This window comes from Thermomonas fusca DSM 15424 (genome assembly GCF_000423885.1).
Classification (GTDB): domain Bacteria; phylum Pseudomonadota; class Gammaproteobacteria; order Xanthomonadales; family Xanthomonadaceae; genus Thermomonas; species Thermomonas fusca.
The window spans coordinates 19081-45599 of record NZ_AUIV01000013.1; the positions used below are offsets into that span (position 1 = coordinate 19081).

Genomic DNA, 26519 nt, shown 5'->3' on the forward strand with positions numbered 1-26519 from the left:
CATGCAGCGCATACTCGATATCGTCTTTTCCGGCTTGGCCCTGGTGGTGCTTTCGCCCTTGCTGGTGCCCATCGCCATCGCCCTGCGCCTCACTGGCGAGGGTGAGGTGTTCTTCATCCAGCAACGCGTGGGGCGGGGCGGGCAGCCGTTCGGGCTCTACAAGTTCGCCACCATGCTGAAGAACAGCCCGAACCTGGGCACCGGCACCGTTACGGTCAAGAACGATCCGCGCGTGCTGCCGCTGGGACGCTTCCTGCGTAAGACGAAGATCAACGAGTTGCCGCAGCTGCTCAATATCTTCAAGGGCGACATGAGCATCATCGGCCCGCGCCCGCAGACGCAGCGCTGCTTCGACGCGTTCCCGGCGCGCTCGCAGGCGGAGATCATCAAGGTGCGGCCAGGCTTGTCCGGCATCGGCTCCATCGTCTTCCGCGACGAGGAAGAGCTGATGCACGCCAGCAAGGAGCCGGAGCGCTTCTATGACGAGGTCATCATGCCGTACAAGGGTGCGCTGGAAGAATGGTACGTGGCGCACCAGGGGCTGTGGACGTATCTGGCGGCAATCTTCGTCACCGCGTGGGTGGTGTTGTTCCCGGAGTCAAGGCTGGCGTGGCGGGTGTTCCCGCAGCTGCCGGCGGTGCCGGCGGAACTGGTTGGGGCGGTTTGAGGGGGAAGCGATGCGACTCGTCTTTGATCATCGAATGTTCCAGCACATCAACGAGTCCGCCATCAAGGAGCGTGGGCGAGCGTCACGCGCGATGACTCTTGTGGAGTGGTTGCTGCAACGGCGCTGGGTTTCGGTGCCGCTGGGTTTCGGTGCCGCTGGGTATCGTGGAGCATGTTGTCGGGTTCGTGCTCGCCCTCCCGGTTCCAATTTACAGTTCTATTGTTTATGCGCTGGTAACTGGGATGCGCGGCTTGCCCCACTTCTTGGGTATGTATGTGAGGGGGCTGTACTACCGAGAAAAATTGGGCCTGATGGAGCCAAACGTCTTCATCGATCAGGGCGTGTTCTTTGCCTACCCCAAAGAAGTGGAGCTCAAGGAGTTCAGCTACATCGACAAGAACGTGATCATCATGAGTCGGACTGCAAAGGTCGGGCGGCGTGTCCACATCGCGCCTCGCGTCTTTGTCAGCGGCGGCGGGGATTTCGAGATCGAAGACTACGCCTGCATCGCAACCAATTCGAACATCATCACCTCAACGGAGGTGTTGAAGGATGGCGCGCGCTGCTCCGGCCCGATGGTCAGCGCAGATCAACGGAACGTATTTCGAGGAAGGGTGTTGATACGGAAGGATGCGTTCATTGGCGCAAACGCGACTCTGTTGCCGGGCGTAACCATCGAGCGCGGTAGTGTCATTGGGGCCGGCGTCACAGTGGCCAAGGACACGGCTCCGTGGGGGATTTACGTAGGGGCGAAAACGCAGCAATTAGGCGAGCGCCAGCCGGTCAAGTGGCCGGACAACTGATCGAGGGAATGAAATGAAGGTTCTGGTCACCGGCACCGCCGGTTTCATCGGGTCGCACGTGGCGCAGGTCTTGCTGGCGCGGGGCGACGAGGTGGTGGGGTTCGACAACCTCAACGACTACTACGACGTCAGTCTCAAGCAGGCGCGGCTGGCGCGGTTGCTGGACAAGCCGGGCTACACCCACATCAGCGCCGATCTGGCGGATCGGGCGGCGGTGGAGGAGGCGTTTGCGACGCACAGGCCGGCGCGGGTGGTGAACCTGGCCGCGCAGGCGGGGGTGCGCTACGCGGCGGAGAACCCGCACGTGTACGTGCAGAGCAACGTCACCGGCTTCCTGCACGTCCTCGAAGGTTGCCGTCATCACGATGTGCAGCACCTGGTGTATGCCTCCACCAGTTCGGTGTACGGCGCAAACCGGGCGATGCCGTTTTCCGAGCACGCGCCGGCCGAGCATCCGCTGACCCTGTACGCGGCCACCAAGAAGGCTAACGAGCAGATGGCGCACAGCTATGCGCATCTGTACGGCATCCCGTGCACGGGGCTGCGCTTCTTCACCGTGTATGGGCCGTGGGGCCGGCCGGACATGGCGCTGTTCCTGTTCACACGCGCGATCCTGGAGGGCAAGCCGATCAAGGTGTTCAACCACGGCCACCACAAGCGCAGCTTCACCTACGTGGACGACATCGTGGAGGGCGTGGTGCGCACGCTGGACCGGGTGCCGGGCAAGGACCCGGATTGGTCGGGCCAGCATCCGGACCCGGCCACCAGCGGCGTGGCGCCGTACCGCCTCTACAACATCGGCAACGAGCAGCCGGTGGAGCTGCTGCGCTACATCGAGGTGCTGGAGGACTGCCTGGGCCGCAAGGCGGTGATGGAGATGCTGCCGCTGCAAGCGGGCGACGTGCCCGACACCGAGGCCGACGTGTCCGACCTGATCGCCAACGTGGGCTATCGCCCGGTGGTGCCGGTGGAGGAGGGCGTGGCGAATTTCGTGCGCTGGTATCGGGGGTATTACGGGGTTTGAGGGTGCACCCTTCTCTCATATATGGCGCTTGACACCATATGTAGGGCATGGTGTGATACACCATATGCCCTCCGCCACTCGCGTCCTGCACGAAAAATTCGCCTTCGGCGCTGGCGTTGTGGAATTGATCGTCTGGCAGGTGCCCAAACCCGTGCCGCCGTCGGAGCATCCGTTCAAGTACCGGATGGTCTATCTGGTCGGAGGAGCGCGGATAGTCGGTTACGACAACGAGCGCGGCAAAGGCGATCACAAGCATCTGGGCGGGGACGAGCAGGGTTATACCTTCACGGACGTGGCCACCCTGATCGGTGATTTCTGGAACGATGTGAAGAGGGCAACACCATGACCAATATCTTGCGGATCAAGGTAGCCGAGCCTGTCGAGGCGAGTCTGGAACGCGCCCGGCAAGCCATGGAGGCACTGCAGCGCGGGCAGGCACCCGAACCCCACTTCGGCATCAACTTCACATCCCTGCCGCAGTTGCTGGCCGTGTTCACACCTCGTCGGTGGGAGCTGCTGGCCTATCTCAGCGAGAACGGGCCCATGACTGTCGCCGCGCTTGCCCGTGCGCTGAAGCGCGACTACAAGAACGTGCATGGCGACGTGGCCGCTCTTGCGGAGTGGATGGCGATCGAACGCGATGATCGCGGTCTGGTTTCCGTCCCTTGGGACGAGATCGACCTGCGCTTGCCCCTGCAGCACAAGGCTGCGTAGGGTTCCGGTGGGGGCGACGCAGTCTTGACGACAGCGTATCCATGCGGATACGCTGCGGCATGGCCACGTTTCTACGCACGGCTGCCTTCGATGCTTGGCTCAAGGCTTTGCGCGATCCGATAGCCAAAGCCCGCGTCATTGCCCGTATCCGTTCGGCGGAGGCGGGGAGTTTCGGGGATTGTGCGCCTGTAGGTGACGGGATTTCCGAGATGCGGATCCACGTTGGTCCGGGTTACAGGCTGTACTACTGCCAACGTGGCGAAATCACCTATCTACTCTTGTGCGCTGGCGACAAGTCCACCCAGCCAAGGGATATACGCACTGCCAAGGACCTGCTCAAGGGGTTGGAATCTTCATGAAAAACATAGCCGCTTTCGATGCAGCCGACTATCTGGACGATGACATTGTCATTGCGGAGTACCTGAATGCTGCGCTGGAGGACGCGAATCCGGATGTCTTTCTTCAGGCAATCGCGGACGTTGCGAAGGCCCGCGGCATGACCAAGCTTGCCAGGGATACCGGCCTTGGCCGCGAAAGCCTGTACAAGGCGCTCGCACCCGGCGCGAAGCCCCGCTACGACACTGTCATCAAGCTTGTGCGTGCACTTGGCATTGAATTGCATGCGCAGCCAAACCCGGTGGGACAGGTCTGAAACCAAAACGGGGCGAGGTATGCGGGGATAGATGCTGCCGAACTCCTCATGATCATGAGGATCATCACATCCGGGTTTCCGCGCATCTAGCGCACGCGCAGCATCAGCACCATCGGGTCAACCGGCGAAGCCTGGAACCCGTAGTGCTGGTAGAAGCGCTGGGCGCGTTCGTGCAGGGCGTGTACCAACAAGGCACGAACGCCGGTGTTCTGCGCAACGGTCAACGCACGGTTGACCGCATCCTGCAGTAGTGAGCTGCCCAGCTTGATGCCTTGGGCGCGCTGGTCGACCGCAAGCCTGGCCAGCATCAGGACGGGCACGGGATCGGGCATGTTCCTGCGCACGCCACCGGTGGCCAGTGCGTGCGATACCGCACCGGCGGCCACCGCGTAGTAGCCGAGAACGCTGTGCCGCGCATCGGCAACGACAAACGTGCGACTGGCTCCGCTAGCCTGGTTGGCCATCGCCCGGCGCTTGAGCCAGTCGTCCAGTACGGGCTCGCCACAGGCGAAACCGGACACGTGGTGCTTGGGCGCCAGTGGTTCCGGCGCGACAAGCTCAAGGCTCATGCCTTGTCCCAGATGGGCTTCAGGGCGAGCAGGCGCTCCAGCCCGGCATTGGGCGCGGGCGGCGCATCGAGCAGGTCCACGAACTGCTGGAAGCTGTCGGCGTTCAGCCTGAAATGAACCTGGTCCAGCACCACCGATTGGGCACGCTCGCAGGCGGCCTCCAGCATGAAGTCCGAACGATTCTTGCCCAGCAGATGGGCGGCCTGGTCGATGAGGTCGCGCTGTTCCGGCAACGCACGGAGATTGATGGCGGCGGCACGCATATATGGTTCCAGTTGTGGATACAACAGATATACAGATAGTGGCGATGTGTATATCTGTTGTCAATACAATCGGGGCGCGCAAGATCCACACCAGACCGCATCCGTACCGTTCGCTGTCCTCCATGCCGTCATGAATGACCCCGAACGGTAATATTTTCGCTTGACATCGTTGTTCTGCAGGCGCAGTTTCCCGTTCGGGAATATTTCTTCCATTGCTGCCGCCATGAACGGACTTTCTTCCCATACGGGGTCGCCCCTCGTCCTTTCCGATGCCAAGGGGCTGGGGCAGGCGGTGCGCCGCGCCCGCAAGGCGAGCGGTTTGACGCAAACGGGGTTGGCGGGTCTGGCCGGGACCGGGCCGCGTTTCATCGGCGACCTGGAGCGCGGCAAGCCTGGCGTGGAGTTCGGCAAGGTATTGGATGTGTTGGCGGTGCTGGGCTTGCGGCTGCTGTTGAGCGGGGAGGCGACATGACCGACCGGCTGGAGGTCGAACTGTTCGGGCAACCGGTTGGCGTGCTGGCGGTTTCAGGGCCGCTGCGCAGTCCGGAGGATTGGGCGTTTGCCTACAGCCCTGCCTATGTCGAATCCGGGCCGCCCGCGCTGTCGGTGAGCATGCCGGTGCGCGCCGCGCCCTGGACTGGCGCCGTGGTGCGCAACTGGTTCTGCAACCTGCTGCCGGAGGGCGCGGTGCGGCAAGCCATCGCCGGGCGCCTGCGCCTGGCGCTTGATGACGATTTCGGTTTGCTGGCGGCGATCGGCGGTGAGTGTGCGGGCGCCGTCAGCTTGCGGGTGCCCGGATTGACGGCTTCGGAGCGCGTGGAAGCGCCGCAGGACGCAGGTGAAACGGATCTGGAAACCCTGTTGTATCTGCAGGGCGATGACGCTGGCGAAGGCAGCTGGGCGCTGGCCGGAACGCCGCTGCGATTGTCGCTGGCTGGGGCACAGGACAAGCTGGCGGTTGTGGCCGAGGCCGATGGGCGCTTGCGTCTGCCGCGCGCGAATGAGCCCAGCACCCATATTCTCAAGCCGGACAGCCGCCGCTTCCGCGGGCTGCGCGATGCCGAGGCGCTGGGACTGGCGCTGGCGCGCAAGGTGGGCCTGGATGCGGCGAACGGCCGTCTGGTGGATGTACTGGGCCGGCCGGCGCTGCTGATCGAACGCTATGACCGCGCGCGCGCGCCGGGGGGTGAAGTGCAACGGCTCCATCAGGAGGATTTCTGTCAGGCGCTCGGCTACCCGGAACGCATGAAGTACGAGGGCCATGGCGGGCCGGGACTGGCGGCGTGTTCCGCATTGATCCGAAGGCTGGCGCTTGGGCCCGCGGCGGTGCAGGGCCTGCTGGACTGGGTGGTGTTCAATGCGCTGCTTGGCAATGCCGACGCGCACGCCAAGAATCTGGCGCTGCTGTGCGGCCGCGACGGTCGGCGTCGGCTGGCGCCCCTGTACGACCTGGTGCCGACGGTCTACCTGCCCACTTCGTTGGTGGAGCGTGCGCCGGCCATGCGCATCGGCCGTGCGGCGCGCATCGACGGCATCGGCCCGGACGACTGGGCCGTGTTCGCGGAGGACGCGGGGTATCGCAAGGCCTTCGTGCTTGAGCGGGTGCGCTGGATGTCCAGCCGGATGCTGGCATTGCTGCCCGCGGTGGCTGCCGGCATCGTGAACCAGGGGGGCGATGGGGAGCGCGTGCAGCGTATCGAAACAGCAATTGCCGACAACATCGGCAGCGTGGGGTTGCACTGACGGGTTCTACCGCAACCGGATCAGCAACCTGCCCACATCATCGCGATCCGCAGCGGGCAATCCGGCCGCTTGCGCGAACCCGGGCCAGCGCGCGATGGCCGCGTCCACCTGGTCCATCAGCGTGGACGGGTTGCGGATGCTGAAGCGCGCGGCGACTTCGCGCAGGTCGTTGGCGTTGATGTCGTCGAACTTGCCGGCCACGCTCATCAAGTGGTGCTGCGTCCATTCGCCGGCGGGATTGTAGGCGTGGGTCACGTCGTAGGCGGGCGCGAGTTCCCAAGCCCCGCCTTCGCGCAGCAGGAAGGCGAAGTTCTTGGTGTGGTCGTCATGGTTCTTGCCGGCAACGTTGAAGGCCATGCGCAGGAACAGCTGCTCCATGTCACGCCCTCGCAGGCCCAGACCGTGGGCGGTGATGAACAGGGATTCGTAGGCGTGGGTGCGGCGCTGCTTGTGGCTCATGTGCTGCAGCGCGGCCAGCGTCTGCATGTGGATCTTGCGGTTGCCGTCGCGGTCGAACCGGCGCGTCATGAAGTGGGCGCGGCCGTTCTCCTCCAGCAGCCGGCACGCGCTCATGGTGATGCCGGCGGCGGTGGCCATCAGGTGGTAGGCGTATTCGCGCCGGCCGTAGCACTGGCTCTGGCCCAGTTCCTGGTCCGCGCCCATCCCGTCGAACTTCAACAGCCAGTGCTCGAAGCCCGGCGCCGCGTCGAACTGTCCGCTGCGCAGCTCACCGATGGCGGGGTTCCACGCCACCACCGCCTTGGCGCGGGCACCACCGGCGGAGGTTCCCACGCGGATGATGCTGGCCAGCGCCGCCTGCGCCTCCGGGTCGCCGGCAAGGCCGCCGTGGACCGCCTTGCGCGCCACCTCCACCAGGGCCTTCATCTCGATCGGGGCTGCGGTCTCCGTGTTGCCGCCGCGGGTGGGGCGGAACTCCAGCGCGCCCATCCCGCGCCGGCCCATGTAGGCCAGCCGGTCCAGCGCGGTCACTTCCTCCGGCCGGATGCCGTGGCTGGCCATCCAGCCGTTGATCAGCTGGTTGCCGAAATCGTCGGGCAATGCGTCGGCAAGCAGGCCGGGCAGGCGATGGAAGGCATCGGGATCCAGCGCGGGAAAGGCGAAGCGGCCCTCGGCCCGATCCAGCGGCATCATGAAAGGCGAAAGCGCGATGCCCGTGCGGCGCCAGCTGTCCGCGTACTCGAACACGTACGCGCCCAGCCTGGGATCCTGCGCCACGGCGCCGACCCGCTTGCCCCATATCCGCACCTCGATGACGTCGACGTGTTTCATGCGCGATCAGTGGCGGGTGCCGCGTTTGCGCGCGCGGTTGCCGGCGAGCAGGGCCATCGGGCTGATCGTGGGTTGCGGCGCCAGCGCGTCCAGGCTGGTCAGCGCGCCGAGGGCCTTGAGCACGCGGATCACGGTGATCAGAGATGAGCCTTCGCCAGCTTCCAGCCCGCGCAGTGCCCGCGGCGAGACGCCAGCCCGGCTGGCCAGCCCGGCCTGGGTCAGGCGCTGGCCCAGCCGCAACTGCCGCAGCCGCTGGCCCAGATCCGTTTGGATCTCTTCCGGGGTTTGGAAGGATGGAGTAGCCATGGGGCGGATTCCTGCCTCTACGCGGCCGTGGCCATCGTTGAGGGCAGGATAACGCCAAAAAATTGAAGTGTCCAATAAGGGCGGAATTCTGCCTACAAATTGGATTAATGAGGATAAGAGGCGAAAATGTGCCTCTTATCTGGATCGTCTTTGCGTGCCTTTTCGGCCAGTCGGGTCGGTCCCGGCTGCCCGTGGAGGCCACGCCATGCGGGTGGCACCGCACGGGGGAGGGAATCGCGGCGTGCGCCGCGATCCCTGTGCCCCAGACCCGTCAGCCCGCCTTGACCGGCTCGCGCAGTTCCTTGCGCAGGATCTTGCCGACGTTGCTCTTGGGCAGTTCGTTGCGGAACTCGACCAGCTTCGGACGCTTGTAGCCGGTCAGGTTCTCGTGGCAGAACGCCTTCACCTGCTCGGCGGTGAGCGCGGGGTCCTTCTTGACGATGAACACCTTCACCGTCTCGCCGGAGTGTTCGTCCGGCACGCCGATGGCGGCGACTTCCAGCACGCCCGGCATCATCGCAATCACGTCTTCCACTTCGTTCGGATACACGTTGAAACCGGACACCAGGATCATGTCTTTCTTGCGGTCGACGATGTAGAAGTAGCCCTGCGCGTCCATCTTCGCCATGTCGCCGGTGTGCAGCCAGCCCTCGGCATCCATGACCTTGGCGGTTTCCTCGGGGCGCTGCCAGTAGCCCTTCATCACCTGCGGGCCCTTCACGCACAGCTCGCCGATCTCGCCCATCGGCAGGATGCTGCCGTCCTCGCCCTTGATGCAGACGTCGGTGGACGGCACCGGCAGGCCGATGGAACCGTTGTACTCGCGCAGGTCCAGCGGGTTGATGCACACCGCCGGCGCGGTTTCGGTGAGGCCGTAGGCTTCGGCCAGGGTCACACCGGTGACCTGTTTCCACTTTTCCGCCACGGCGCGCTGGACCGCCATGCCGCCGCCCAGGGTGAGGTGCAGGCGCGAGAAATCCACCTCATCGAAACCGGGCGTGTGCAGCAGGCCGTTGAACAGGGTGTTGACGCCGGTGATGGCGGTGAAGCCGGAACTTTTCAGCTCCTTGACGAAGCCGGGCATGTCGCGCGGGTTGGTGATCAGCAGGTTGGCTGCGCCGAACTTCATGAACACCAGGCTGTTCGCGGTCAGCGCGAAGATGTGGTACAGCGGCAGCGCGGTGACGATCTTCTCCTCGCCCGGCTTGATGTTGGTGCCCACCCACGCCGCGGCCTGCTGCATGTTGGCCACCATGTTGCGATGGGTCAGCATGGCGCCCTTGGAGACGCCGGTGGTGCCGCCGGTGTATTGCAGGAAGGCCAGGTCTTCCGGTGCGTTCTTGATCTGCGGCAGCTGGTGCATGCGGCCCAGGGTGAGGACGTCGCGGAAGCGCACCGCACCCGGGATGGCGTAGTCCGGCACCATCTTCTTCACGTGCTTGAGCACGAAGTTGACGATGCTGCCCTTGGGGAAGCCCAGCATGTCGCCGAGGCCGGTGGTGATGGCGCGCACGCCCGGTACCTGGGCCAGCACTTCCTGCGCCACCTTGCCGAAGTTGTCCAGCACCACCAGTACGCTGGCGCCGGAGTCCACCATCTGGTGCTTGAGCTCGCGCGCGGTGTACATCGGGTTGGTGTTGACCACGGTCAGACCGGCGCGCAGCACGCCGAACAGGGCGATCGGATATTGCAGGCAGTTGGGCATCATGATCGCCACCCGATCGCCCTTCTTCAGCTTCAGCTCGCCCAGCAGGTAGCCGGCGAAGTCGCGGCTCAGGCGGTCCAACTCGGCGTAGGTGATCGCCTTGCCCATGTTGATGAAGGCGGTGTTGTCGCGATACTTCTGCAGCGCCGTTTCGAACACGTCGTTGATCGACGCGAACTCGTTCATGTCGATTTCGGCAGGCACGCCGGCCGGGTAATGGGCCAGCCAAGGACGGTCGAAACTCATGCACTGCTCCCCTGCGAGTGTGATCCGCCATCGGATGCGGCGGCGTATGGATTTGCGTTCGATTTGAGCATAGCCTCCCATGCCTGACAAGGCGATGCCCACGGGCAAGGGGCTGCTGCAGTGCGGCATCCGGTGAATTTCCTGCAAACGATGGGAAGGCGCTTCGGCGTGTTCGCGCTGCTGCTGGCGCTGTTCTTGACCGGTTGCAACAAGCCGGCGCCGGAGCAGGCGGTGCGCGCGCAGCTGCAGGCGCTGCAAGCCGCCATCGATGCGCGCGATGCCGCTGCCGTGGAGGCGCTACTGGCCGATGATTTCATCGGCAACGACGGGTTGGATCGACGCGGCGCCAAGCGGTTGGCGGCAGGAATCTTCCTGCGTTACCGCGATGTCGGGGCGAAGCTGGGCCCGGTTGCAGTGGAATTGCGTGGCGACGCCGATGCGGTGGCCCGCTTCAACCTGCTGGCCACCGGCGGCGTTGGCGGCTTGCTGCCGGAACGCGGGCAGGCATATCGCGTGGAAACCGGCTGGCGCTATGTCGACGGCGAATGGAAATTGCGCAGCGCCGGCTGGAAGGCGGCGCTGTAGGCCGCCGCCTTCCGCTACCGGTCGATGGCGCTTATGCGCTCGCCGGGCGTGCTGCCAGCTGCCGAAGCACGTACTGCAGCAGGCCGCCGTGGCGGGCGTATTCCACTTCCTTTGGGGTCAGCAGCAGCACGTCCACCTCGAACACGATCCTGGTGCCGTCGATGCGGGTGGCGGTGACGGTGGCGGTCTTGGTGCTGCCGTCGGCCAGGCCGCTGACGGCGTAGGTCTCGGTGCCGCTCAGCCCCAGGCTGGTGGCGGTCTGGCCGTCCTTGAACTGCAGCGGCAGCACGCCCATGCCCACCAGGTTGCTGCGGTGGATGCGCTCGAAGCTTTCCGCGATCACCGCCTTCACCCCCAGCAGCAGGGTGCCCTTGGCGGCCCAGTCGCGGCTGGAGCCGGTGCCGTATTCCTTGCCGGCGATCACCAGCAGCGGCGTGCCGTCGGCCTTGTACTTCATCGCGGCATCGAAGATCGCCAGTTTCTCCGGCGGCTGCGCGCCGAAATACAGCGTGTTGCCGCCTTCCTCGCCGCCGAAGAAGCGGTTCTTGATGCGGATGTTGGCGAAGGTGCCGCGCACCATCACGTCGTCGTTGCCGCGGCGGCTGCCGTAGCTGTTGAAGTCCTGCGGGGCCACGCCGCGAGCCATCAGGTAGCGGCCGGCCGGCGAATCCTTCTTGATGCTGCCGGCCGGGCTGATGTGGTCGGTGGTGATGGAATCGCCGAAATAGCCCAGCACGCGCGCGCCGGCGATGTCGTCGATGCTGCCCACCGCCATGGTCATGCCGTCGAAGTAGGGCGGGTTCTTGATGTAGGTGGAGTCGCCGCTCCACGCATACAGCTGGCCGTCGGGCGAGGCGATGCCGTTCCAGCGCGCATCGCCCTTGAACACGTCGGCGTAGTTGGACTTGAACATGTCCGGGCCGATGGTGGCGGCGATGGTGGAATGGATCTCCGCGCTGGCCGGCCAGACGTCCTTCAGGTACACCGGGTTGCCATCGCGATCATTGCCCAGCGGTTCGCTGGTCAGATCCACGGTGGTGCTGCCGACCAGCGCGTAGGCCACCACCAGCGGCGGGCTGGCCAGGTAGTTCATTTTCACTTCGGCGTGGATGCGGCCTTCGAAATTGCGGTTGCCCGACAGCACCGAGGCCACGCACAGGTCGCCGGCGGCAATGCCGGCGCTGACTTCCACCGGCAGCGGCCCGGAGTTGCCGATGCAGGTGGTGCAGCCGTAGCCCACGGTGTAGAAGCCGATCTTCTCCAGCTCGTCCAGCAGGCCGGCCTTCTGCAGGTAGTCGGTCACCACCCGCGAGCCAGGTGCCAATGAGGTCTTCACCCACGGCTTGCGGGTCAGCCCGCGCGCGGCGGCATTGCGGGCCAGCAGGCCGGCCGCCACCATCACCGCGGGATTGGAGGTGTTGGTGCAGGAAGTGATGGCGGCGATGACCACGGCGCCGTCCTTGATCCGCATGTGCTTGCCGTCGATGGCGATGTCGGCCTGGCCCTTGCCATGCTGTTCGTTGCCGACTGCGGCGCCGCCGCCTTCGGCGATGAAGTCGGCCACCTCCTCGCTGCGCTTGTCGCGTGCGGAGGTCAGCACCGCGATCGCGGCGCGGCTGTTGTCGGGCATCTGCGGCAACAGCACCCGGTCCTGCGGCCGCTTGGGGCCGGCCAGCGAGGGCCGCACCGTTGCCATGTCCAGCGCCAGCATCGAGCTGTACTGCGCATGCGGGCTGTCCGGCGCGTGCCACAGGCCCTGCGCCTTGGCATAGGCCTCGACCAGCGCGATCTGCGCTTCGCTGCGCCCGGACAGGCGCAGGTAATTGAGCGATTCGGCGTCGATCGGGAAGATCGCGCAGGTGGCGCCGTATTCCGGCGACATGTTGCCGATGGTGGCGCGGTCGGCCAGCGGCAGGTGCTGCAGCCCGTCGCCGTAGAACTCCACGAACTTCCCGACCACGCCGTGCTGGCGCAGCATCTGGGTGACGGTCAGCACCAGGTCGGTGGCGGTGGCACCTTCCGGCAGCCGGCCGGTGAGCTGGAAGCCCACCACCTGCGGGATCAGCATCGACGAGGGTTGGCCCAGCATCGCCGCCTCGGCCTCGATGCCGCCCACGCCCCAGCCCAGCACGCCGATGCCGTTGACCATGGTGGTGTGGCTGTCGGTGCCGAACAGGGTGTCGGGGAAGGCCCACAGCTCGCCGTCGATCTGCCGGGTCATCACCACCCGCGCCAGGTACTCCAGGTTCACCTGATGGACGATGCCGGTGTTGGGCGGCACCACCTTGAAGTCTGCAAATGCTTTCTGGCCCCAGCGCAGGAAGCCGTAACGCTCGGCATTGCGCTCGAATTCGATGCGGCCGTTGATTTCAAGCGCGTCCGGGCGGGCGAAAGCGTCCACCTGCACCGAGTGGTCGATGACCAGTTCGGATGGAATTTGCGGGTTGATCTGCTCGGGCCGGCCGCCCAGCTTGACCACCGCGTCGCGCATCGCGGCCAGGTCCACCACGCAGGGCACGCCGGTGAAGTCCTGCAGGATTACCCGGCCCGGCATGAACGCGATCTCGGTGTCCGGCAGCGCCTTCGGGGTCCACTTCGCCACCGCCTCGATATGCGCTGGCAGCACGCTCACGCCGTCTTCGTGGCGGAGCAGGTTCTCCAGCAGGATCTTCATCGACCAGGGCAGGTGCTTCAGGTCGAAGCGTTCGCCCAGCGCCGGCAGGCTATGGAAAGCGTAGTCTTGGCCGTTAACGTTGAGCGTGGCGCGGGTGGCGAAGGTATTGCTCATGGACGTGCTCCCGGAAATGCGTGGCGGCGTCCGCGTGCATCCGGACGCTGAAAAAAAGCGGGGGGTCCCCGCGACATCTTGCGGTTCCAATGTTAAGCCGGATTGAAAAGGGGCGAGGTTCGGTGATGAAACCCACGCGGGCAATCCACTTCAAGACCGGCCCACGTGCCGGCGCAATGCTGGCGGTGTTGCTGGCAGCGCCACCCACGCACGCCGCGGGCGGGCAGGGCAGCAGCGTGTGGCCGTGGGCACTCTTGCTGTTCGCGCTGTCGGGGGCCGGGGCCGCGTGGGTCTGGGGCCTGCGTGAGCGCCGTGAGCGCGAGCGCCTGCAGGGGCAGCTGGACGAATACGCCACCAGCATGCGCCAGCAGGGCGAACAGCTGCAGGCGGCGCGGCGGGAACGCGAAGGACTGGTCGAGCGCCTGCAGCAGCAGGCGGTGGAGTTCGGCCGCCAGGCCCATGAGGACGGCCTGACCGGGCTGCCCAACGGGCGCGCCTTCGACGAGGGCTTTGCCCATCATTTCGCCCGCTCCAAGCGCCATGGGCAGGCGCTGAGCCTGATGCTGCTGGACCTCGACCACATCCGCCAGATCAACGACAACTGGTCGCATGCGATCGGCGATGAGGTGCTGGCCGAGGCCGCGCGGCTGCTGCGCTCGGTCTGCCGCACCTCCGACCTGCCGGCGCGGCTGGGCGGCGATGCCTTCGCGGTGATCCTCACCGATACCGACATGGAAGGCGCCAAGCGCTTCAGCCAACGCCTGCACGCCGCCTTCGCCAGCTGCAGGAGTTGGCATACCGCCGCGGCCGGCCCGAACTACGTCAGCTTCAGCGCCGGCCTGGTGCAGCTGGGCGAGGACGACATGGCTCCGGCGCAGCTGCGCCAGCGCGCCGACCGGGCGCTGTACCTGGCCAAGCACGCCGGCGGCGCCCGCACCAGCCTGGGCTGAATTCGCGCGGGGCAGGGCGGTTTCGTGGCGGCCGGCAGATCGAGCAGGTGACCGTATGGCGTGAGGCGCCGGCCGGGCTTCCGCTTGCCGGGCGGTTTAGAGTATGCATCGAAAAGTATGTATAATTCGGGCCTACCCAAAGCGCAGGGCTGCCCATGGAAGCCACCGTCGCGGAGCGCGGCCAGATCACCCTGCCGAAGGCGGTGCGTGATGCCCTGGGGCTGACCAAGGGCAGCGTGCTCAAGGTCGAACTGGACGGCGGCCGCATCGTCCTGAGCAAGCATGTCGACGACGCCATTTCGCGGGTGCGCGGCAAATTCGCGCTGGACGCCGGCGGCAAGGGCAAGCCCGCGTGATCGCCGTCGACGCGCCGGTGCTGGTCGAGCTGCTGGCCGACGGCGTCCATGCCGACGCCGTGGAGACGACCCTGCGCCAAGCGCTGGGCGCCGGCCGGGTGGTGGTCAGCGACGCTGCATTGGCGCAGCTGTCCGCCGCGCTGCGCAACGGCGCCGACGCACTGGCTGCGCTGGAGGAAATGGGCATCCATTACAGCGCGGTGGAATCCAAGTCGGCGCTGCGCGCCGGCGAGATGCAGCGCCGCCAGCGCCAGCGCGGCGGCGAACCGCGCCCGATTTCCGACTTCCTGGTCGGTGCCCACGCGCTGCTGCAGTGCGATGCGCTGATCACCTTCGACGCCGAGTTCCATCGCGATTACTTCAAGGGCCTGAAGTTGATCGTCCCCCGGGACTGACGGCCCTCTCCACACGTAACACCTGCCAAGGAAACCCCCACATGCTCGCCGCCTACCGCCAACACGAAGCCGAACGCGCCGCCCTCGGCATCCCCGCGCTGCCGTTGACCCCGCAGCAGACCGCCGACCTGATCGAACTGCTGAAGAACCCGCCCGCAGGCGAGGGTGCATTCCTGCTCGACCTGCTGGTCAACCGCGTGCCGGCCGGCGTGGACGACGCCGCCAAGGTCAAGGCCAGCTACCTGGCCGCGCTGGCGTTCGGTAGCGAGGTAAACCCGCTGATCCCGCGCGCGCGCGCCACCGAACTGCTGGGCACCATGCTGGGCGGCTACAACGTGGCGCCGCTGGTGCAGCTGCTGGACGACGCCGAAGTGGGCGGCGTGGCCGCCAATGCGCTCAAGCACACCCTGCTGGTGTTCGATGCCTTCCACGACGTGCAGGACAAGGCCAAGGCCGGCAATGCCAACGCCCAGGCCGTGCTGCAGAGCTGGGCCGACGCCGAGTGGTTCACCAGCAAGCCGGAAGTCCCGCAGAGCCTGACCATCACCGTGTTCAAGGTGCCGGGCGAAACCAATACCGATGATCTGTCGCCGGCGCCCGACGCCACCACCCGCCCGGACATCCCGATGCACGCGCTGGCGATGTTGAAGAACAAGCGCCCCGATGCGCCGTTCGTGCCGGAGGAAGATGGCAAGCGCGGCCCGATCGGCGCCATCCTCAAGCTCAAGGAAAAGGGCCATACCGTGGCCTACGTGGGCGACGTGGTCGGCACCGGCTCCAGCCGCAAGTCCGCCACCAACAGCGTGCTGTGGTGGACCGGCAACGACATTCCGCACATCCCCAACAAGCGTGATGGCGGCGTCTGCCTGGGCAGCAAGATCGCGCCGATCTTCTACAACACGATGGAAGACGCGGGCGCGCTGCCGATCGAACTGGACGTCTCGCAGATGAACCACGGCGACGTAATCGAGCTGCGTCCGTACGAAGGCAAGGCGCTGAAGGACGGCAAGGAAATCGCCAGCTTCGAGCTGAAGTCCGAAGTGCTGCTGGACGAAGCCCGCGCCGGCGGCCGCATCCCGCTGATCATCGGCCGCGGCCTGACCGCCAAGGCGCGCGAAGCGCTGGGCCTGCCGGTGACCGATCTTTTCCGCCTGCCGGTGGTGCCGCCGGATACCGGCAAGGGCTTCACCCTGGCGCAGAAGCTGGTCGGCCGCGCCTGCGGCCTGCCGGAGGGCAAGGGCATGCGCCCGGGCACCTACTGCGAGCCGCGGATGACCTCGGTGGGCAGCCAGGACACCACCGGCCCGATGACCCGCGACGAGCTGAAGGACCTGGCCTGCCTGGGCTTCAGCGCTGATCTGGTGATGCAGTCGTTCTGCCACACCGCCGCCTATCCGAAGCCGGTGGACGTGAAGACCCACCACACCCTGCCGGAGTTCATCTCCACCCGCGGCGGCGTGTCGCTGCGTCCGGGCGACGGCATCATCCACAGCTGGCTCAACCGCATGCTGCTGCCCGACACCGTGGGCACCGGCGGCGACAGCCACACCCGCTTCCCGATCGGCATTTCGTTCCCGGCCGGCTCCGGCCTGGTGGCGTTCGCCGCCGCCACCGGGGTGATGCCGCTGGACATGCCGGAATCGGTGCTGGTGCGCTTCAAGGGCGAGATGCAGCCGGGCGTGACCCTGCGCGACCTGGTCCACGCGATCCCGCTGTACGCGATCAAGGCCGGCCTGCTGACCGTCGAGAAGAAGGGCAAGAAGAACATCTTCTCCGGCCGCATCCTCGAGATCGAAGGCCTGCCGAACCTGAAGATCGAGCAGGCGTTCGAGCTGGCCGACGCGTCCGCCGAGCGTTCCGCGGCGGCCTGCACGGTGCGCCTGGACAAGGCGCCGATCATCGAATACCTCACCAGCAACGTGACCCTGCTGAAGTGGATGATCGCGGAAGGTTATGCGGATGCCCGCACCCTGCAGCGCCGCATCGAGAAGATGGAGGCCTGGCTGGCCGATCCGCAGCTGCTGGAAGCCGACGCCGATGCCGAATACGCGGCAGTGATCGAGATCGACCTGGCCGACATCAAGGAGCCGATCGTCTGCTGCCCGAACGATCCGGACGATGCCAAGACCCTGTCCGACGTGGCCGGCGCGCAGATCGACGAGGTGTTCATCGGTTCGTGCATGACCAACATCGGCCACTTCCGCGCCGCGGCCAAGCTGCTGGAAGGCAAGCGCGACATCCCCACCCGCCTGTGGATCGCGCCGCCCACCAAGATGGACGCTGCCGAGCTGACCAACGAAGGCCACTACGGCACCTTCGGCGCGGCCGGCGCACGCATGGAGATGCCCGGCTGCTCGCTGTGCATGGGCAACCAGGCGCAGATCCGCGAAGGCAGCACCGCGATGTCCACCTCGACCCGCAACTTCCCGAATCGCCTGGGCCGCAACACCAACGTGTACCTGGGTTCGGCCGAGCTGTCGGCGATCTGCGCGCGCCTGGGTCGCATCCCGACCCGCGAGGAGTACCTGGCCGACATCGGCGTGGTCAACGCGAACGGCGATGCGATCTACCGCTACATGAACTTCGACCAGATCGCGGACTACCAGCAGGTGGCGGCGACGGTCGCGGCGTAAGCGTTCTCCGCTCCATGTGGGACAAGCAAACGCCCGGCATTGCCGGGCGTTTCTTTTGGCGACTGGTGATCAGCGCGGGCTGTCGTGGGTTCCCGCAGCGTTCCCCGCCGGGCCGGCGCCGCTGCGAATGTCCTCCGGCATCGGCGTGAACGCCGCTGCCTCCTCCTTGATTTCGCAGCAGCGCCGGCCCGACGGGGAACGTCACGGAATTACGTGGCGGCGGAGGGGAGGGCGGTGTTTCTCACCTGATGACGGTATCGCCTGATCAATGGGCGGGGTGTGTGACGTTGCTCCGGATCGCGATTTCATCGGGTGCGTGCGGTGGCGGGTGGGTGCGGCGCCGAAATCAAGGAGGAGGCAGCGGCGCCGGCGCCGATGCCGGGGGACATTCGGCGCTGTACCTGCCGGCCAGCGCACGCTGCGATAGAGACGCGTCGCAATCCGCGAATCACGACGCAGCCATCCCGCAACGAACAAGGTATGGTGTGCGGCCGTTTGCCAGACCACACCCTACGACTCCGCAATGACCACCAGGCCGCCGCTCGCCCCCTCCGGGAAACTGTTCGTTGCCATCGCGTTGATCGAGGCGTTGACCTGGACCGGGCTGCTGGTCGGCATGTACCTGAAGTACGTCAGCGGCACCACCGATCTGGGCGTGTGGCTGTTCGGGCGCCTGCACGGTGCGGCGTTCCTGGCTTACGTGGTGATCTGTTTCATCGTCGGTTCGCGGCTGCGCTGGCCGATGTGGGCGCTGCTGCTGGCCGTGCTGGCGGCGATCCCGCCGCTGGTCACCTGGCCGCTGGAACTCTGGTATCGGCACCGCGGGCTGCTGTCCAACCGTTGAAGCCACGTGCCTCGCGGCGCTGCCGCGAGACGTTGCGCGTACGGGTCAGGCGACCTTGCGCACGCGCTTGGACAGTTCGATGACCTTGGCCATCTCGCCCTGCAGGTATTCCTCGGTGATCGCCACGGGCGCGGCCTGGGTCTTGGTGGACAGGCTGCCCACGTCCACGATCAGCGCCACCCGGCCGTCGCCGAGGATGGTGGCGCCGGCCACGCCGGCGATGCGGCGGTAGTTGCGCTCCAGGTTCTTGACCACCACCTGCTGCTGGCCCAGCAGCTCGTCCACTTCCAGCGCCAGCCGCTGGCCTTGGCTCTCCACCACCACCGCGATCGGCTGGGCGTCGGTGCGGGTGGCGGGCAGGCCGTAATGGTTGGCGAGGTCGAGCAGCGGCACGTAGTCCTCGCGCACGCGCAGCAGGCGCGAGTCGCCGGCCACCGTCTTGATGTGGTCGGCCGCGGGCTGCAGCGATTCCACCACCACGTTCAGCGGCAGGATGAAGACTTCGCCACCCACCGCCACGGTCATGCCGTCGAGGATGGCCATGGTCAGCGGCAGGCGGATCGAGACGGTGGTGCCTTCGCCGTGGCGGCTGCGGATTTCCACCTGCCCGCCCAGCGCGTTGATGTTCTTGCGCACCACGTCCATGCCGACGCCGCGGCCGGACAGATCGGTGAGCGCTTCGGCGGTGGAGAAACCGGGCGCGAACACCAGATCCCACACCTGCGCGTCGGTGGGATTTTCCGGCAGCGGGATGCCGCGCTCGGTGGCCTTGGCCAGGATCCGCTCGCGGTTGAGGCCACGGCCGTCGTCACCCACTTCGATGATGATGTGGCCACCCTGATGCGCGGCCGACAGGGTCACCGTGCCGGCCTCGGGCTTGCCGGCGGCGATGCGCTGCTCGGTGGTTTCCAGGCCGTGGTCGATGGCGTTGCGCACCAGGTGCACCAGCGGGTCGACGATCTTCTCGATCACGCCCTTGTCCAGCTCGGTGCCTTCGCCGGAGGTCTTGAGGTTGACCTTCTTGCCCAGCCGCGAGGCGATGTCGCGCACCATCCGCGGGAAGCGGCTGAACGCGAAATCCACCGGCAGCATGCGCACCGACATCACCGCTTCCTGCAGGTCGCGGGTGTTCCGATCGAGCTGGCCGAGACCGGCCAGCAGCTGCTCGTGCAGGCCGGGATCGAGTTCGGCCGAGCGCTGCGCCAGCATGGCCTGGGTGATGACCAGCTCGCCGACCAGGTTGATCAGTGCATCGACCTTGTCGACCGCCACGCGGATGGTGGTTTCGCCGGCGTCATGGCGGGCGTTGCTTGCAGCTGCCGCAGGCGCGGCGCTGGCAGGCGCGGGCACTTCCGCCGCGGCAGGCACGGCGGCGGCCACTGCCGCGGCAGGCGGCGTCGCTGCAGGAGTTGCGGCAGCCGCCAGCGGTTCGATATTGAGGGTGCACTGATCCTCGACCCACGCGAACGTGTCTTCGATGGCCGAGCGCTTGACGTTGCCGATCAGCTGCAGGTCCCAGGCCAGCCAGGCTTCGAACGGATCGAGTTCGGCGAACGGCGGCAGTGCGTCGTCGCGGCAGGCGACCTTCAGTTCGCCCAGCTGCTCCAGTTCACGCAGCATGCGCAGCGGGTCGTTGCCGCTGAGGAACAGCGAGCGCTCCGGCTCGAAGCTGATCGACCAGCCCTGCGGGTCGGCGCTCGCGGCCGGTGCGGCTGCCGCCGCGATCGGCGCGGCGATGTCGGCAGCGGCGCCTGCGCCCGACAGCAGGCGCTCCAGCTCGGCGCGCGCGCGCGCCAGCATGGCCTGGTCGATGGCGTCGCCGTGTTCGGCTGCGGCCAGCAGCATGCGCAGCGCATCCACCGAGCCCAGCAGGGCGCTGATGGCCACGCCCTCGAGCGTGCGCTTGCCGCTGCGGGCTTCGTCCAGCAGGGTTTCCAGCAGGTGGGTCAGGTCGGCGATGGCGGTGAAGCCGAAGGTGGCGCTGCCGCCCTTGATCGAATGCGCGGCGCGGAACACCACGTGGATGGTGTCGCCGCCGCCGCCGCCGGATTCCATGTCCAGCAGTCCGGCTTCCATGGCGGCGAGGTTTTCGCGGCTTTCTTCGAAGAAGGTGGCGTGGAAGCGGGTGATGTCCATGGATGCCCCGAGACGGCTTAGCCGAGAACCTTGCGAACGGTGGCGAGCAGCTGCTCGGGATCGAACGGCTTGACCAGCCAGCCGGTGGCACCGGCGGCCTTGCCTTCGCTCTTCTTGTCGACGCCGGACTCGGTGGTGAGCATCAGCAGCGGGGTGAACTTGTAGCTGGGCAGGGCGCGCAGCTGGCGGATCAGTTCGATCCCGTCCATCCGCGGCATGTTGACGTCGGTGATCACCGCGTCGAACTTCTGTGTCTTGGCCACTTCCAGCGCGGCAATGCCGTCCTCCGCTTCCTTGACGTTGTAGCCGCCGCCGGACAGGGCGAAGGCCACCATCTGGCGCATGGAGGTGGAATCGTCGACGATCAGAAGGTTTGCACTCACGCGGTGTCTCCGGGGGCGGGATCGACACCCAGGCTGGCCGCGAGCGCGAGCTGGCGCGCGGCTTCCACCAGGGTGGGAGAGGGAAGGGTAATGGTGGTGACGCGGCCGCGCGCGGCGCGGTCGCGCATGAAGGCGTGCAGCAGCTGCAGCCCGGCAGTGTGCACGCGGCGCACCTCGGCGCCGGACAGTTCCAGCACTTCGTCGTCGAAGTGCGACTGCAGCGCCGCTTGCAGGTCGGCGACCTGTTCGATGCCGAGGTCGGCTTGCAGTGACAATGGCATTGGACGTCTCGTGAGGGGCTTGATCCCGGACTGTTTAACGGCGCGGCGCGCCGCGACTTGAGGGGGGCGGAACGAACTGCGCGTCAGTGCACAGTTTGCACTGCCCGGCCTCAGTCGAACACCACGCGTGCATCCAGCAGCACGGTGGGCGGTGCGCCCGGCGTGCGTGCGATGCCCATGCCGATGCGGTCGCGCACGCCGGGAGGCGGCGGCTCGATCTGCGGGGTGTCGAGGGTGACCACGTCGGTGACCGCGGTCACCATCAGGCCCACCAGCTCGTCCTGGTGTTCCAGCACCACGATGCGGGCGCGTTCGTCGGGCTCGACCGGCCTGCGGCGCAGCCAGCGGCCAAGGTCATGCACCGGCACCACCCGGCCGCGCAGGTTCATGACCCCCAGCAGCGACGGCACCGCGCCGCGCACCGCGATCACCGGCGCCAGCCGCACCACTTCCTGCACCCGCAGCAGCTCGACCGCATAGCGGTCGTCGCCCACCGCCACCCGCAGCCAGCGCTGGCCGACCGGCGCGGCGACCGCCACCCGGTCCTCCTCGGGCTCGGCCATCGGTGGCATGGGCGTTGGCGCACGCGCGGCGGGGATGGCCTGCTGCAGGGGCTGCGATGCCGCCTCGGGGCCGGCGGAGATCGCGGCGACGGCGGGCGACGGCTGCACGCAATCGAACACCACGTCGTCGTCTGGCCAGGCGTCGACGTCCGGCTCGGGAAGATCGCGCGCATCGGCTTCGGGCAGCGCATCGACGTCGATGGCGGCCTCGGCTTCCATCGCGACGGGGCGTTGCGGTGCGTCCGCGCACCCGGCGTCCGACGCCGGCAATACTTCAGGTTCCGGTTCGGCCAGCGCGGTGGGTGCTTCGACCGCGGGCGATGGCGGCGACAGCGGCATCGCCAGCAGCGAGTCGACGTAGGCATCGACCATCGCGCCGTCGTCCTGCTGGCTGGCCAGGATGGTTGCCTGCGCGCTCATGCGGCCTCCTGTTCGGCGGGGGCGGTGTCCAGCAGCCATTGCATGGCGTGTTCGTAGGCGATCAGGCCGCGCCCGTACATGTGTTCGCGGCTGCCCAACGCGTCGGCGTCGCGCAGGCGCGTGTCGACCGGGATCGGGTGCGGACAGGCGCCGGCACCGGGGTGCGACTGTAGCTGTTCCAGGGTCTGCTGGCCGGTGCGCGTGCGCTTGTCGAACAGGGTGGGCAGGATCTGCCGCAGCAGCGGGCGCGCGCGCGAACGTTCCACCATCGCCGCGGTGTGCAGCATGCCGGCCAGGCCGTGCAGCGCCAGTGGATCGGTCTGGGTGGGCACGATCAGGCGGTCGCAGGCGGCCAGCGCGTTGACCAGCAGCAGGCCGAGGGTGGGCGGACAGTCCAGCAGGGCGTAGTCGTGGCCGTCGGGTTCGGCCTGCAGCGCACGTCCCAGCGCAAGGCCGAGGCCGGGCTGGGTGGCGCTGCGCCGTTCCAGCGTGGCCATGGCTGGCTGCGCGGCGACCAGGTCGATGCCCGGGTAGCCGCTGGGCCGGGCGACCTCGGAAATATTCTTGTCGTTGAACAGCTCGTAGGTGCCCACCGGCGGCGGCTCGGTGGGCACGCCGAAGGCACGGGTCAGCGAGCCGTGCGGATCAAGGTCCACCAGCAGCACGCGGTTGCCGGCATCGGCCAGGCTGCGCCCCAGGCACAGCGTGCTGGTGGTCTTGCCTACCCCGCCTTTCTGGTTGGCGATCGCCCACACGCGCATCACTGCTTGCTCCCGATTGCGGCCGCGGCGCCGGCGGGCTGGGCCGCGCCGCGCATGTCCAGGCCTTCCATCACGCTGTCGACCCCGCGCGAACTGGCAAGGATCACCAGTTCCACCCGCCGGTTGGCGCTGCGGCCGGCCACGGTGCCATTGTCGGCGATCGGCTGGTATTCGCCATAGCCCATCGACGCCAGCCGCTCTGGCGCAATGCCGGAATCGATCAGCTCGTAGACCACATTGGTGGCGCGTTCCGCCGACAGGTCCCAGTTTGAGCGGAACTGCGCGGTGCGGATCGGCTGGTTGTCGGTATAGCCTTCCACCCGCACTGCGTTCGGCGCCTTGCGCAGCACGCCGGCAAGCTGGCGGATGGTGCCCAGCGCGGCGGCGCTGGGGGTGGCGACGCCGCTGGCGAACAGCAGGTCGCTCTGGATTTCCACCGCCAGGAAGTTCGCGCCGCGGCGCACCCGTACCAGGCCGCTGGCGACCAGGCCGGACAGGGCCTTTTCGATCTCGTCGCCCAGCGCCTGCAGCTGCGCCTGGCTGGCCTGGGCATTGGCGGCGGCCTGCGGCTGGTTCTGCTGTTCGCGCCGGCTGACCGGCATCGGAACCTCGACGCGGCTGGGCTGGGCCGGGCCGCGGCGCGCGCCGGTGTCGATCACCGAAGGATGGTCGAAGTCGCCGCCGCGCAGCTGCACCTGGCCAACCTGGACCGGCTTGATCGAACGCGGCGGGCCGCCGAACGCGGCGGAGAGGGAGTCCGCCACAACCCGGTACTTGCCCTCGTTGAGCGAGGAGATCGCGTACATCACCACGAAGAACGCCAGCAGCAGGGTGAGCAGGTCGGCATACGGGATCGCCCACGCTTCGTGGTTGAGGTGATCTTCGTGTTGGTGGCTGGGGCGGCGGGCCATGGCTGCGGCCCCTCAGTGCAGGAAGCCGTTGAGGCGGCTTTCGAGGTTGCGCGGGTTCTCGCCTTCGGCGATCGCGATCAGGCCTTCGATCAGCATTTCACGCTCGACCTGCTGGCGATGGATCACGCCCTTGAGCTTGGAACACATCGGCAGGAACATCAGGTTGGCCGCGCCGATGCCGTAGATGGTGGCGGTGAACGCAGCGGCGATGCCGTGACCGAGCTTGCTGGGGTCGCTGAGGTTCTTCATCACCGCCATCAGGCCCAGCACCGCGCCGATGATGCCCATGGTCGGCGAATAGATGCCCATGCCCTCGAACACCTTGGCGGCGGCGGTGTCGCGGTGCTGCTGCGCCTGAGCCTCGATCTCCAGCATCTGCCGCATGGTTTCCGGCTCCACCCCGTCCACCACCATTTGCAGGCCCTTGCGCAGGAACGGATCGGCCAGCTGGTCGAGTACCGGCTCCAGCGCCAGCAGGCCCTGCTTGCGCGAGATGGTGCTCCATTCCACCATCCGCGCGATCAGGCCGGCATGGTCCTGCGGCGGCGGGAAGAACACCCAGCGCACGATGCCCAGCGCGCGCCGGAAGGTGTGCATGGGGGTCTGCAGCAGGATCGCGGCGATGGTGCCGACGATGACGATCATGAAGGCGGCGGGCGACCACAGGCCGGACAGGCCCGCGCCCTTGAGGATGCTGCCGCCTACAAGGGCGACCAGTCCGAGGATCGCGCCGATGACACTGAGGATATCCATATGTCCACGCTAACGGCTGCGCGCGGTGGCGCTTGAGCCGCGCTGCGCGGATTCGAGCAGTGCGTCCACATCCAGGATCAACGCCATGCGGCCGTCGCCGACCAGGCTGGCACCGGCGTAACCGGGCAGTCCGCGCAGGCTGCGCGGCAGCGCCTTGATGACCACTTCCTCGCGGCCCAGCACATGGTCCACCAGCATGCAGAAGCGCTGTTCGCCGGCCTGCAGCACCACCCCGCGGGTGGCATCGGTCACGCCCTTGCCCTTGCCCAGCCACTCGCGCAGCGACAGCACCGGCAGCGGACGTTCGCGCAGGTCGAGGATCTTCTGCCCGTCCATCCACATCACCTGGCTGTCGTCATGGGTGACCACTTCGATCACCCGCACCAGCGGCAGCGCATAGACGTCGTCATCCAGTTCCACCAGCAGGGTGGGCAGGATGGCCAGAGTCAGCGGCACGCGAATGATGAAGCGCGAGCCGCGGCCGAGCTCCGACTGGATCTGCACCTGGCCGGACAGCTCGCGGATCTTGGACTGCACCACGTCCATGCCGACCCCGCGCCCGGACAGGTCCGAGACCTCGGTACGGGTGGAGAAACCCGGCAGGAACAGCAGCGAAAGGCACTCGTCCTCCGACAGCCGGCCGGCGCTTTCGCTGTCGATCAGGCCCTTGCGGATGGCGCTGCGGCGGATCGTCTCGGCGTCGATGCCGGCACCGTCGTCGCTGACCTCGATGGCGACGTGGTCGCCTTCCTGCTGCGCGGCCAGGCGCACGCGCCCCTGCTCCGGCTTGCCGACTGCGTGGCGTACCGCGGGCATTTCGATGCCATGGTCGATGGCGTTGCGCACCAGGTGCACCAGCGGGTCGGCCAGTGCTTCAACCAGATTGCGGTCGAGCTCGGTGTCGCCGCCTTCGACCACCAGCTCCACCTGCTTGTCGAGCTGGCGCGCGACGTCGCGGGCGAGCTTGGGGAAACGGGTGAACACCCGGCTGACCGGCTGCATGCGCGCCGACATCACCGCGCCCTGCAGGCGCGCGGTGACGGTATCGAGCGCAGTCACCGCGCGGTCGAGATGTTCGTCGTGCAGATCCGGCCGCAGCGTCTTCAGCCGGTTGCGCGCCAGCACCAGTTCGCCGACCAGGTTGACCAGCGCGTCCAGCCGGCGCACGTCGACGCGGACGGTGTGTTCGGCCTCGGCGGGTGCTAGCGCGGGTTTTTCCGTCGCCGCAGGTTTGGCCGGCGCCGGTTTGGGCGCCGGTGCCGGTTTCGGCGGTGGCGGCGGCGCGGCGCCGGGGATGGCGCCCTCGCCGTGCAGGCTGTCCAGCAGGGCGTCGAAGTCGAGGTCGTCGAGGTCGTCCGGCATGTCGAACGCCGCTTCGGCCACCGGCGCGGCCGCTGCGTCGGCGCCCCGCACCTGCTGCAGCAGAGCGGGATCGACTTCGTCCAGCTCCTCGCCGCGGCACAGCCCGTCGAGCATGTCCAGCAGGATGTCCACCGCGCGCTGGGCGCCGTCGAAGGCGGCGGCGTCGAGTTCGCAGGTGCCGCTGCGGGCGGCGTCGATGCGGTCCTCGAAGGCGTGGCACAGATGCACCATCGGCGGCAGGTCGAGGAAGCCCGCGCCGCCCTTGATGGTGTGGAAACCGCGGAACACGGCGTCCAGCGTGGCGCGGTCGCCGGGCTGCTGCTCCAGCGCCACGACCTGCTCGCCGAGGCGATCGAGGATTTCGCGCGCTTCGACCAGGAAGTCCGCGCGGGCGTCGTAGCCGTCCGCCGACATGG

The 26519-nt window shown here is 67.2% G+C and carries 27 protein-coding genes and 2 pseudogenes; 15 read left to right on the plus strand and 14 right to left on the minus strand.

The features are described 5' to 3' along the window. The first annotated feature begins 1 nt into the window (after position 1). The 7 genes from G582_RS0107390 (at position 2) to G582_RS0107420 (ending at position 3860) form a co-directional block, all read left to right on the plus strand. Entirely contained in the window at positions 2-667 is a 666-nt protein-coding gene (locus tag G582_RS0107390; protein ID WP_028839291.1) for a sugar transferase, read from the plus strand. A 149-nt stretch (positions 668-816) separates the two neighbouring features. Then, a complete protein-coding gene (locus tag G582_RS0107395) occupies positions 817-1470 on the plus strand; it encodes an acyltransferase (protein WP_156880349.1) in 654 nt (217 codons plus the stop codon). A 13-nt stretch (positions 1471-1483) separates the two neighbouring features. Further along, positions 1484-2494, plus strand: a complete 1011-nt coding sequence (locus G582_RS0107400; RefSeq protein ID WP_028839293.1) for an NAD-dependent epimerase — start codon at positions 1484-1486, stop codon at positions 2492-2494. A 64-nt stretch (positions 2495-2558) separates the two neighbouring features. Beyond that, the gene (locus tag G582_RS0107405) at positions 2559-2840 is read left to right on the plus strand and encodes a toxin-antitoxin system TumE family protein (RefSeq protein ID WP_038053322.1); all 282 of its coding nucleotides are present in this window, start codon (positions 2559-2561) and stop codon (positions 2838-2840) included. Then, positions 2837-3208 (plus strand): HVO_A0114 family putative DNA-binding protein, encoded by a 372-nt coding sequence (locus G582_RS0107410; RefSeq protein ID WP_028839295.1) that lies wholly within the window; start codon positions 2837-2839, stop codon positions 3206-3208. Before G582_RS0107405 ends, G582_RS0107410 begins: the two co-directional genes overlap by 4 nt. A 59-nt stretch (positions 3209-3267) precedes the next feature. After that, entirely contained in the window at positions 3268-3567 is a 300-nt protein-coding gene (locus tag G582_RS0107415; RefSeq protein WP_028839296.1) for a type II toxin-antitoxin system RelE/ParE family toxin, read from the plus strand. Continuing rightward, positions 3564-3860 (plus strand): addiction module antidote protein, encoded by a 297-nt coding sequence (locus tag G582_RS0107420; RefSeq protein ID WP_028839297.1) that lies wholly within the window; start codon positions 3564-3566, stop codon positions 3858-3860. Before G582_RS0107415 ends, G582_RS0107420 begins: the two co-directional genes overlap by 4 nt. Positions 3861-3946: 86 nt before the next feature. Here the strand turns inward: G582_RS0107420 and G582_RS0107425 are convergent, their stop codons facing one another. Both G582_RS0107425 and G582_RS0107430 read right to left on the minus strand, forming a co-directional pair. Then, positions 3947-4429, minus strand: a complete 483-nt coding sequence (locus tag G582_RS0107425; protein ID WP_028839298.1) for a GNAT family N-acetyltransferase — start codon at positions 4427-4429, stop codon at positions 3947-3949. Beyond that, positions 4426-4692 carry a type II toxin-antitoxin system TacA family antitoxin gene (locus G582_RS0107430; protein ID WP_038053325.1) on the minus strand — a complete coding sequence of 89 codons (267 nt, stop codon included), beginning with the start codon at positions 4690-4692 and terminating at the stop codon, positions 4426-4428. The genes G582_RS0107425 and G582_RS0107430 overlap by 4 nt, the downstream gene beginning before the upstream one ends. 160 nt (positions 4693-4852) lie before the next feature. On the opposite strand from G582_RS0107430, the gene G582_RS0107435 reads away from it, so the two are divergent. Further along, positions 4853-5164: a type II toxin-antitoxin system Y4mF family antitoxin gene (locus G582_RS0107435; RefSeq protein WP_211219317.1), complete on the plus strand. Its 312-nt coding sequence runs from the start codon at positions 4853-4855 to the stop codon at positions 5162-5164. After that, the gene (locus G582_RS15910; protein WP_051246970.1) at positions 5161-6435 is read left to right on the plus strand and encodes a type II toxin-antitoxin system HipA family toxin; all 1275 of its coding nucleotides are present in this window, start codon (positions 5161-5163) and stop codon (positions 6433-6435) included. Before G582_RS0107435 ends, G582_RS15910 begins: the two co-directional genes overlap by 4 nt. A gap of 6 nt (positions 6436-6441) precedes the next feature. On the opposite strand, the gene G582_RS0107445 is transcribed toward G582_RS15910, so the two are convergent. The 3 genes from G582_RS0107445 to G582_RS0107455 all read right to left on the minus strand — a co-directional run bounded on the left by G582_RS0107445 (position 6442) and on the right by G582_RS0107455 (position 9982). Then, entirely contained in the window at positions 6442-7725 is a 1284-nt protein-coding gene (locus tag G582_RS0107445) for a type II toxin-antitoxin system HipA family toxin (RefSeq protein WP_028839301.1), read from the minus strand. Between the two features lie 6 nt (positions 7726-7731). Further along, a complete protein-coding gene (locus G582_RS0107450; protein ID WP_028839302.1) occupies positions 7732-8031 on the minus strand; it encodes a helix-turn-helix transcriptional regulator in 300 nt (99 codons plus the stop codon). A gap of 271 nt (positions 8032-8302) precedes the next feature. Then, a complete protein-coding gene (locus tag G582_RS0107455; protein ID WP_028839303.1) occupies positions 8303-9982 on the minus strand; it encodes a long-chain fatty acid--CoA ligase in 1680 nt (559 codons plus the stop codon). 132 nt (positions 9983-10114) lie between these two features. Between G582_RS0107455 and G582_RS0107460 the strand changes: the two genes are divergently transcribed. Then, positions 10115-10567: a DUF4440 domain-containing protein gene (locus G582_RS0107460; RefSeq protein ID WP_156880351.1), complete on the plus strand. Its 453-nt coding sequence runs from the start codon at positions 10115-10117 to the stop codon at positions 10565-10567. Between the two features lie 31 nt (positions 10568-10598). Here G582_RS0107460 and acnA read toward each other — a convergent pair whose 3' ends face one another. Beyond that, entirely contained in the window at positions 10599-13355 is a 2757-nt protein-coding gene (acnA, locus tag G582_RS0107465; RefSeq protein WP_028839305.1) for an aconitate hydratase AcnA, read from the minus strand. A 125-nt stretch (positions 13356-13480) separates the two neighbouring features. Between acnA and G582_RS15915 the strand changes: the two genes are divergently transcribed. The 5 genes from G582_RS15915 to G582_RS0107490 all read left to right on the plus strand — a co-directional run bounded on the left by G582_RS15915 (position 13481) and on the right by G582_RS0107490 (position 18533). Beyond that, positions 13481-14305 (plus strand): GGDEF domain-containing protein, encoded by an 825-nt coding sequence (locus tag G582_RS15915; RefSeq protein WP_169380585.1) that lies wholly within the window; start codon positions 13481-13483, stop codon positions 14303-14305. Between the two features lie 155 nt (positions 14306-14460). Continuing rightward, positions 14461-14661 carry an AbrB/MazE/SpoVT family DNA-binding domain-containing protein gene (locus G582_RS0107475; protein ID WP_028839306.1) on the plus strand — a complete coding sequence of 67 codons (201 nt, stop codon included), beginning with the start codon at positions 14461-14463 and terminating at the stop codon, positions 14659-14661. Further along, positions 14658-15056: a type II toxin-antitoxin system VapC family toxin gene (locus G582_RS0107480; RefSeq protein WP_028839307.1), complete on the plus strand. Its 399-nt coding sequence runs from the start codon at positions 14658-14660 to the stop codon at positions 15054-15056. Before G582_RS0107475 ends, G582_RS0107480 begins: the two co-directional genes overlap by 4 nt. Before the next feature lie 41 nt (positions 15057-15097). Beyond that, the gene (acnB, locus tag G582_RS0107485) at positions 15098-17689 is read left to right on the plus strand and encodes a bifunctional aconitate hydratase 2/2-methylisocitrate dehydratase (RefSeq protein ID WP_028839308.1); all 2592 of its coding nucleotides are present in this window, start codon (positions 15098-15100) and stop codon (positions 17687-17689) included. A gap of 523 nt (positions 17690-18212) precedes the next feature. After that, positions 18213-18533, plus strand: coding sequence for a DUF3817 domain-containing protein (locus G582_RS0107490; protein ID WP_028839309.1), 321 nt, complete (start codon positions 18213-18215; stop codon positions 18531-18533). Between the two features lie 150 nt (positions 18534-18683). Here G582_RS0107490 and G582_RS15920 read toward each other — a convergent pair. The 8 genes and pseudogenes from G582_RS15920 to G582_RS15935 all read right to left on the minus strand — a co-directional run. Beyond that, a pseudogene (locus G582_RS15920) lies at positions 18684-20669 on the minus strand (chemotaxis protein CheA); the annotation flags it as partial. 17 nt (positions 20670-20686) lie between these two features. Further along, positions 20687-21052 carry a response regulator gene (locus tag G582_RS0107500; RefSeq protein ID WP_028839310.1) on the minus strand — a complete coding sequence of 122 codons (366 nt, stop codon included), beginning with the start codon at positions 21050-21052 and terminating at the stop codon, positions 20687-20689. Then, a complete protein-coding gene (locus tag G582_RS0107505; protein ID WP_038053331.1) occupies positions 21049-21333 on the minus strand; it encodes an STAS domain-containing protein in 285 nt (94 codons plus the stop codon). Before G582_RS0107505 ends, G582_RS0107500 begins: the two co-directional genes overlap by 4 nt. Positions 21334-21443: 110 nt before the next feature. Next, positions 21444-22316, minus strand: a complete 873-nt coding sequence (locus G582_RS15925; protein ID WP_051246975.1) for a chemotaxis protein CheW — start codon at positions 22314-22316, stop codon at positions 21444-21446. Then, on the minus strand, positions 22313-23077 hold the full coding sequence (locus G582_RS0107515; protein ID WP_028839312.1) for a ParA family protein: 765 nt from the start codon (positions 23075-23077) through the stop codon (positions 22313-22315). Before G582_RS0107515 ends, G582_RS15925 begins: the two co-directional genes overlap by 4 nt. Positions 23078-23165: 88 nt before the next feature. Further along, a pseudogene (gene motD, locus G582_RS15930) lies at positions 23166-23988 on the minus strand (flagellar motor protein MotD); the annotation flags it as partial. 12 nt (positions 23989-24000) lie between these two features. Beyond that, positions 24001-24741 carry a flagellar motor protein gene (locus tag G582_RS0107525; RefSeq protein ID WP_028839313.1) on the minus strand — a complete coding sequence of 247 codons (741 nt, stop codon included), beginning with the start codon at positions 24739-24741 and terminating at the stop codon, positions 24001-24003. 9 nt (positions 24742-24750) lie between these two features. Next, complete coding sequence (locus G582_RS15935) at positions 24751-26517, minus strand: chemotaxis protein CheA (RefSeq protein ID WP_051246977.1); 1767 nt, start codon at positions 26515-26517, stop codon at positions 24751-24753. Positions 26518-26519: the final 2 nt, after the last annotated feature.

Excerpts from the sequence above, each read along its gene's own strand:
- G582_RS0107390 (WP_028839291.1), top strand. The coding sequence starts at position 2 with ATGCAGCGCATACTCGATATCGTCTTTTCCGGCTTGGCCCTGGTGGTG.
- G582_RS0107400 (WP_028839293.1), top strand. The coding sequence starts at position 1,484 with ATGAAGGTTCTGGTCACCGGCACCGCCGGTTTCATCGGGTCGCACGTG.
- G582_RS0107405 (WP_038053322.1), top strand. The coding sequence starts at position 2,559 with ATGCCCTCCGCCACTCGCGTCCTGCACGAAAAATTCGCCTTCGGCGCT.
- G582_RS0107410 (WP_028839295.1), top strand. The coding sequence starts at position 2,837 with ATGACCAATATCTTGCGGATCAAGGTAGCCGAGCCTGTCGAGGCGAGT.
- G582_RS0107415 (WP_028839296.1), top strand. The coding sequence starts at position 3,268 with ATGGCCACGTTTCTACGCACGGCTGCCTTCGATGCTTGGCTCAAGGCT.
- G582_RS0107420 (WP_028839297.1), top strand. The coding sequence starts at position 3,564 with ATGAAAAACATAGCCGCTTTCGATGCAGCCGACTATCTGGACGATGAC.
- G582_RS0107425 (WP_028839298.1), bottom strand. The coding sequence starts at position 4,429 with ATGAGCCTTGAGCTTGTCGCGCCGGAACCACTGGCGCCCAAGCACCAC.
- G582_RS0107430 (WP_038053325.1), bottom strand. The coding sequence starts at position 4,692 with ATGCGTGCCGCCGCCATCAATCTCCGTGCGTTGCCGGAACAGCGCGAC.
- G582_RS15910 (WP_051246970.1), top strand. The coding sequence starts at position 5,161 with ATGACCGACCGGCTGGAGGTCGAACTGTTCGGGCAACCGGTTGGCGTG.
- G582_RS0107445 (WP_028839301.1), bottom strand. The coding sequence starts at position 7,725 with ATGAAACACGTCGACGTCATCGAGGTGCGGATATGGGGCAAGCGGGTC.
- G582_RS0107450 (WP_028839302.1), bottom strand. The coding sequence starts at position 8,031 with ATGGCTACTCCATCCTTCCAAACCCCGGAAGAGATCCAAACGGATCTG.
- G582_RS0107455 (WP_028839303.1), bottom strand. The coding sequence starts at position 9,982 with ATGAGTTTCGACCGTCCTTGGCTGGCCCATTACCCGGCCGGCGTGCCT.
- acnA (WP_028839305.1), bottom strand. The coding sequence starts at position 13,355 with ATGAGCAATACCTTCGCCACCCGCGCCACGCTCAACGTTAACGGCCAA.
- G582_RS15915 (WP_169380585.1), top strand. The coding sequence starts at position 13,481 with ATGAAACCCACGCGGGCAATCCACTTCAAGACCGGCCCACGTGCCGGC.
- G582_RS0107475 (WP_028839306.1), top strand. The coding sequence starts at position 14,461 with ATGGAAGCCACCGTCGCGGAGCGCGGCCAGATCACCCTGCCGAAGGCG.
- acnB (WP_028839308.1), top strand. The coding sequence starts at position 15,098 with ATGCTCGCCGCCTACCGCCAACACGAAGCCGAACGCGCCGCCCTCGGC.
- G582_RS0107490 (WP_028839309.1), top strand. The coding sequence starts at position 18,213 with ATGACCACCAGGCCGCCGCTCGCCCCCTCCGGGAAACTGTTCGTTGCC.
- G582_RS0107505 (WP_038053331.1), bottom strand. The coding sequence starts at position 21,333 with ATGCCATTGTCACTGCAAGCCGACCTCGGCATCGAACAGGTCGCCGAC.
- G582_RS15925 (WP_051246975.1), bottom strand. The coding sequence starts at position 22,316 with ATGAGCGCGCAGGCAACCATCCTGGCCAGCCAGCAGGACGACGGCGCG.
- G582_RS0107515 (WP_028839312.1), bottom strand. The coding sequence starts at position 23,077 with ATGCGCGTGTGGGCGATCGCCAACCAGAAAGGCGGGGTAGGCAAGACC.
- G582_RS0107525 (WP_028839313.1), bottom strand. The coding sequence starts at position 24,741 with ATGGATATCCTCAGTGTCATCGGCGCGATCCTCGGACTGGTCGCCCTT.
- G582_RS15935 (WP_051246977.1), bottom strand. The coding sequence starts at position 26,517 with ATGTCGGCGGACGGCTACGACGCCCGCGCGGACTTCCTGGTCGAAGCG.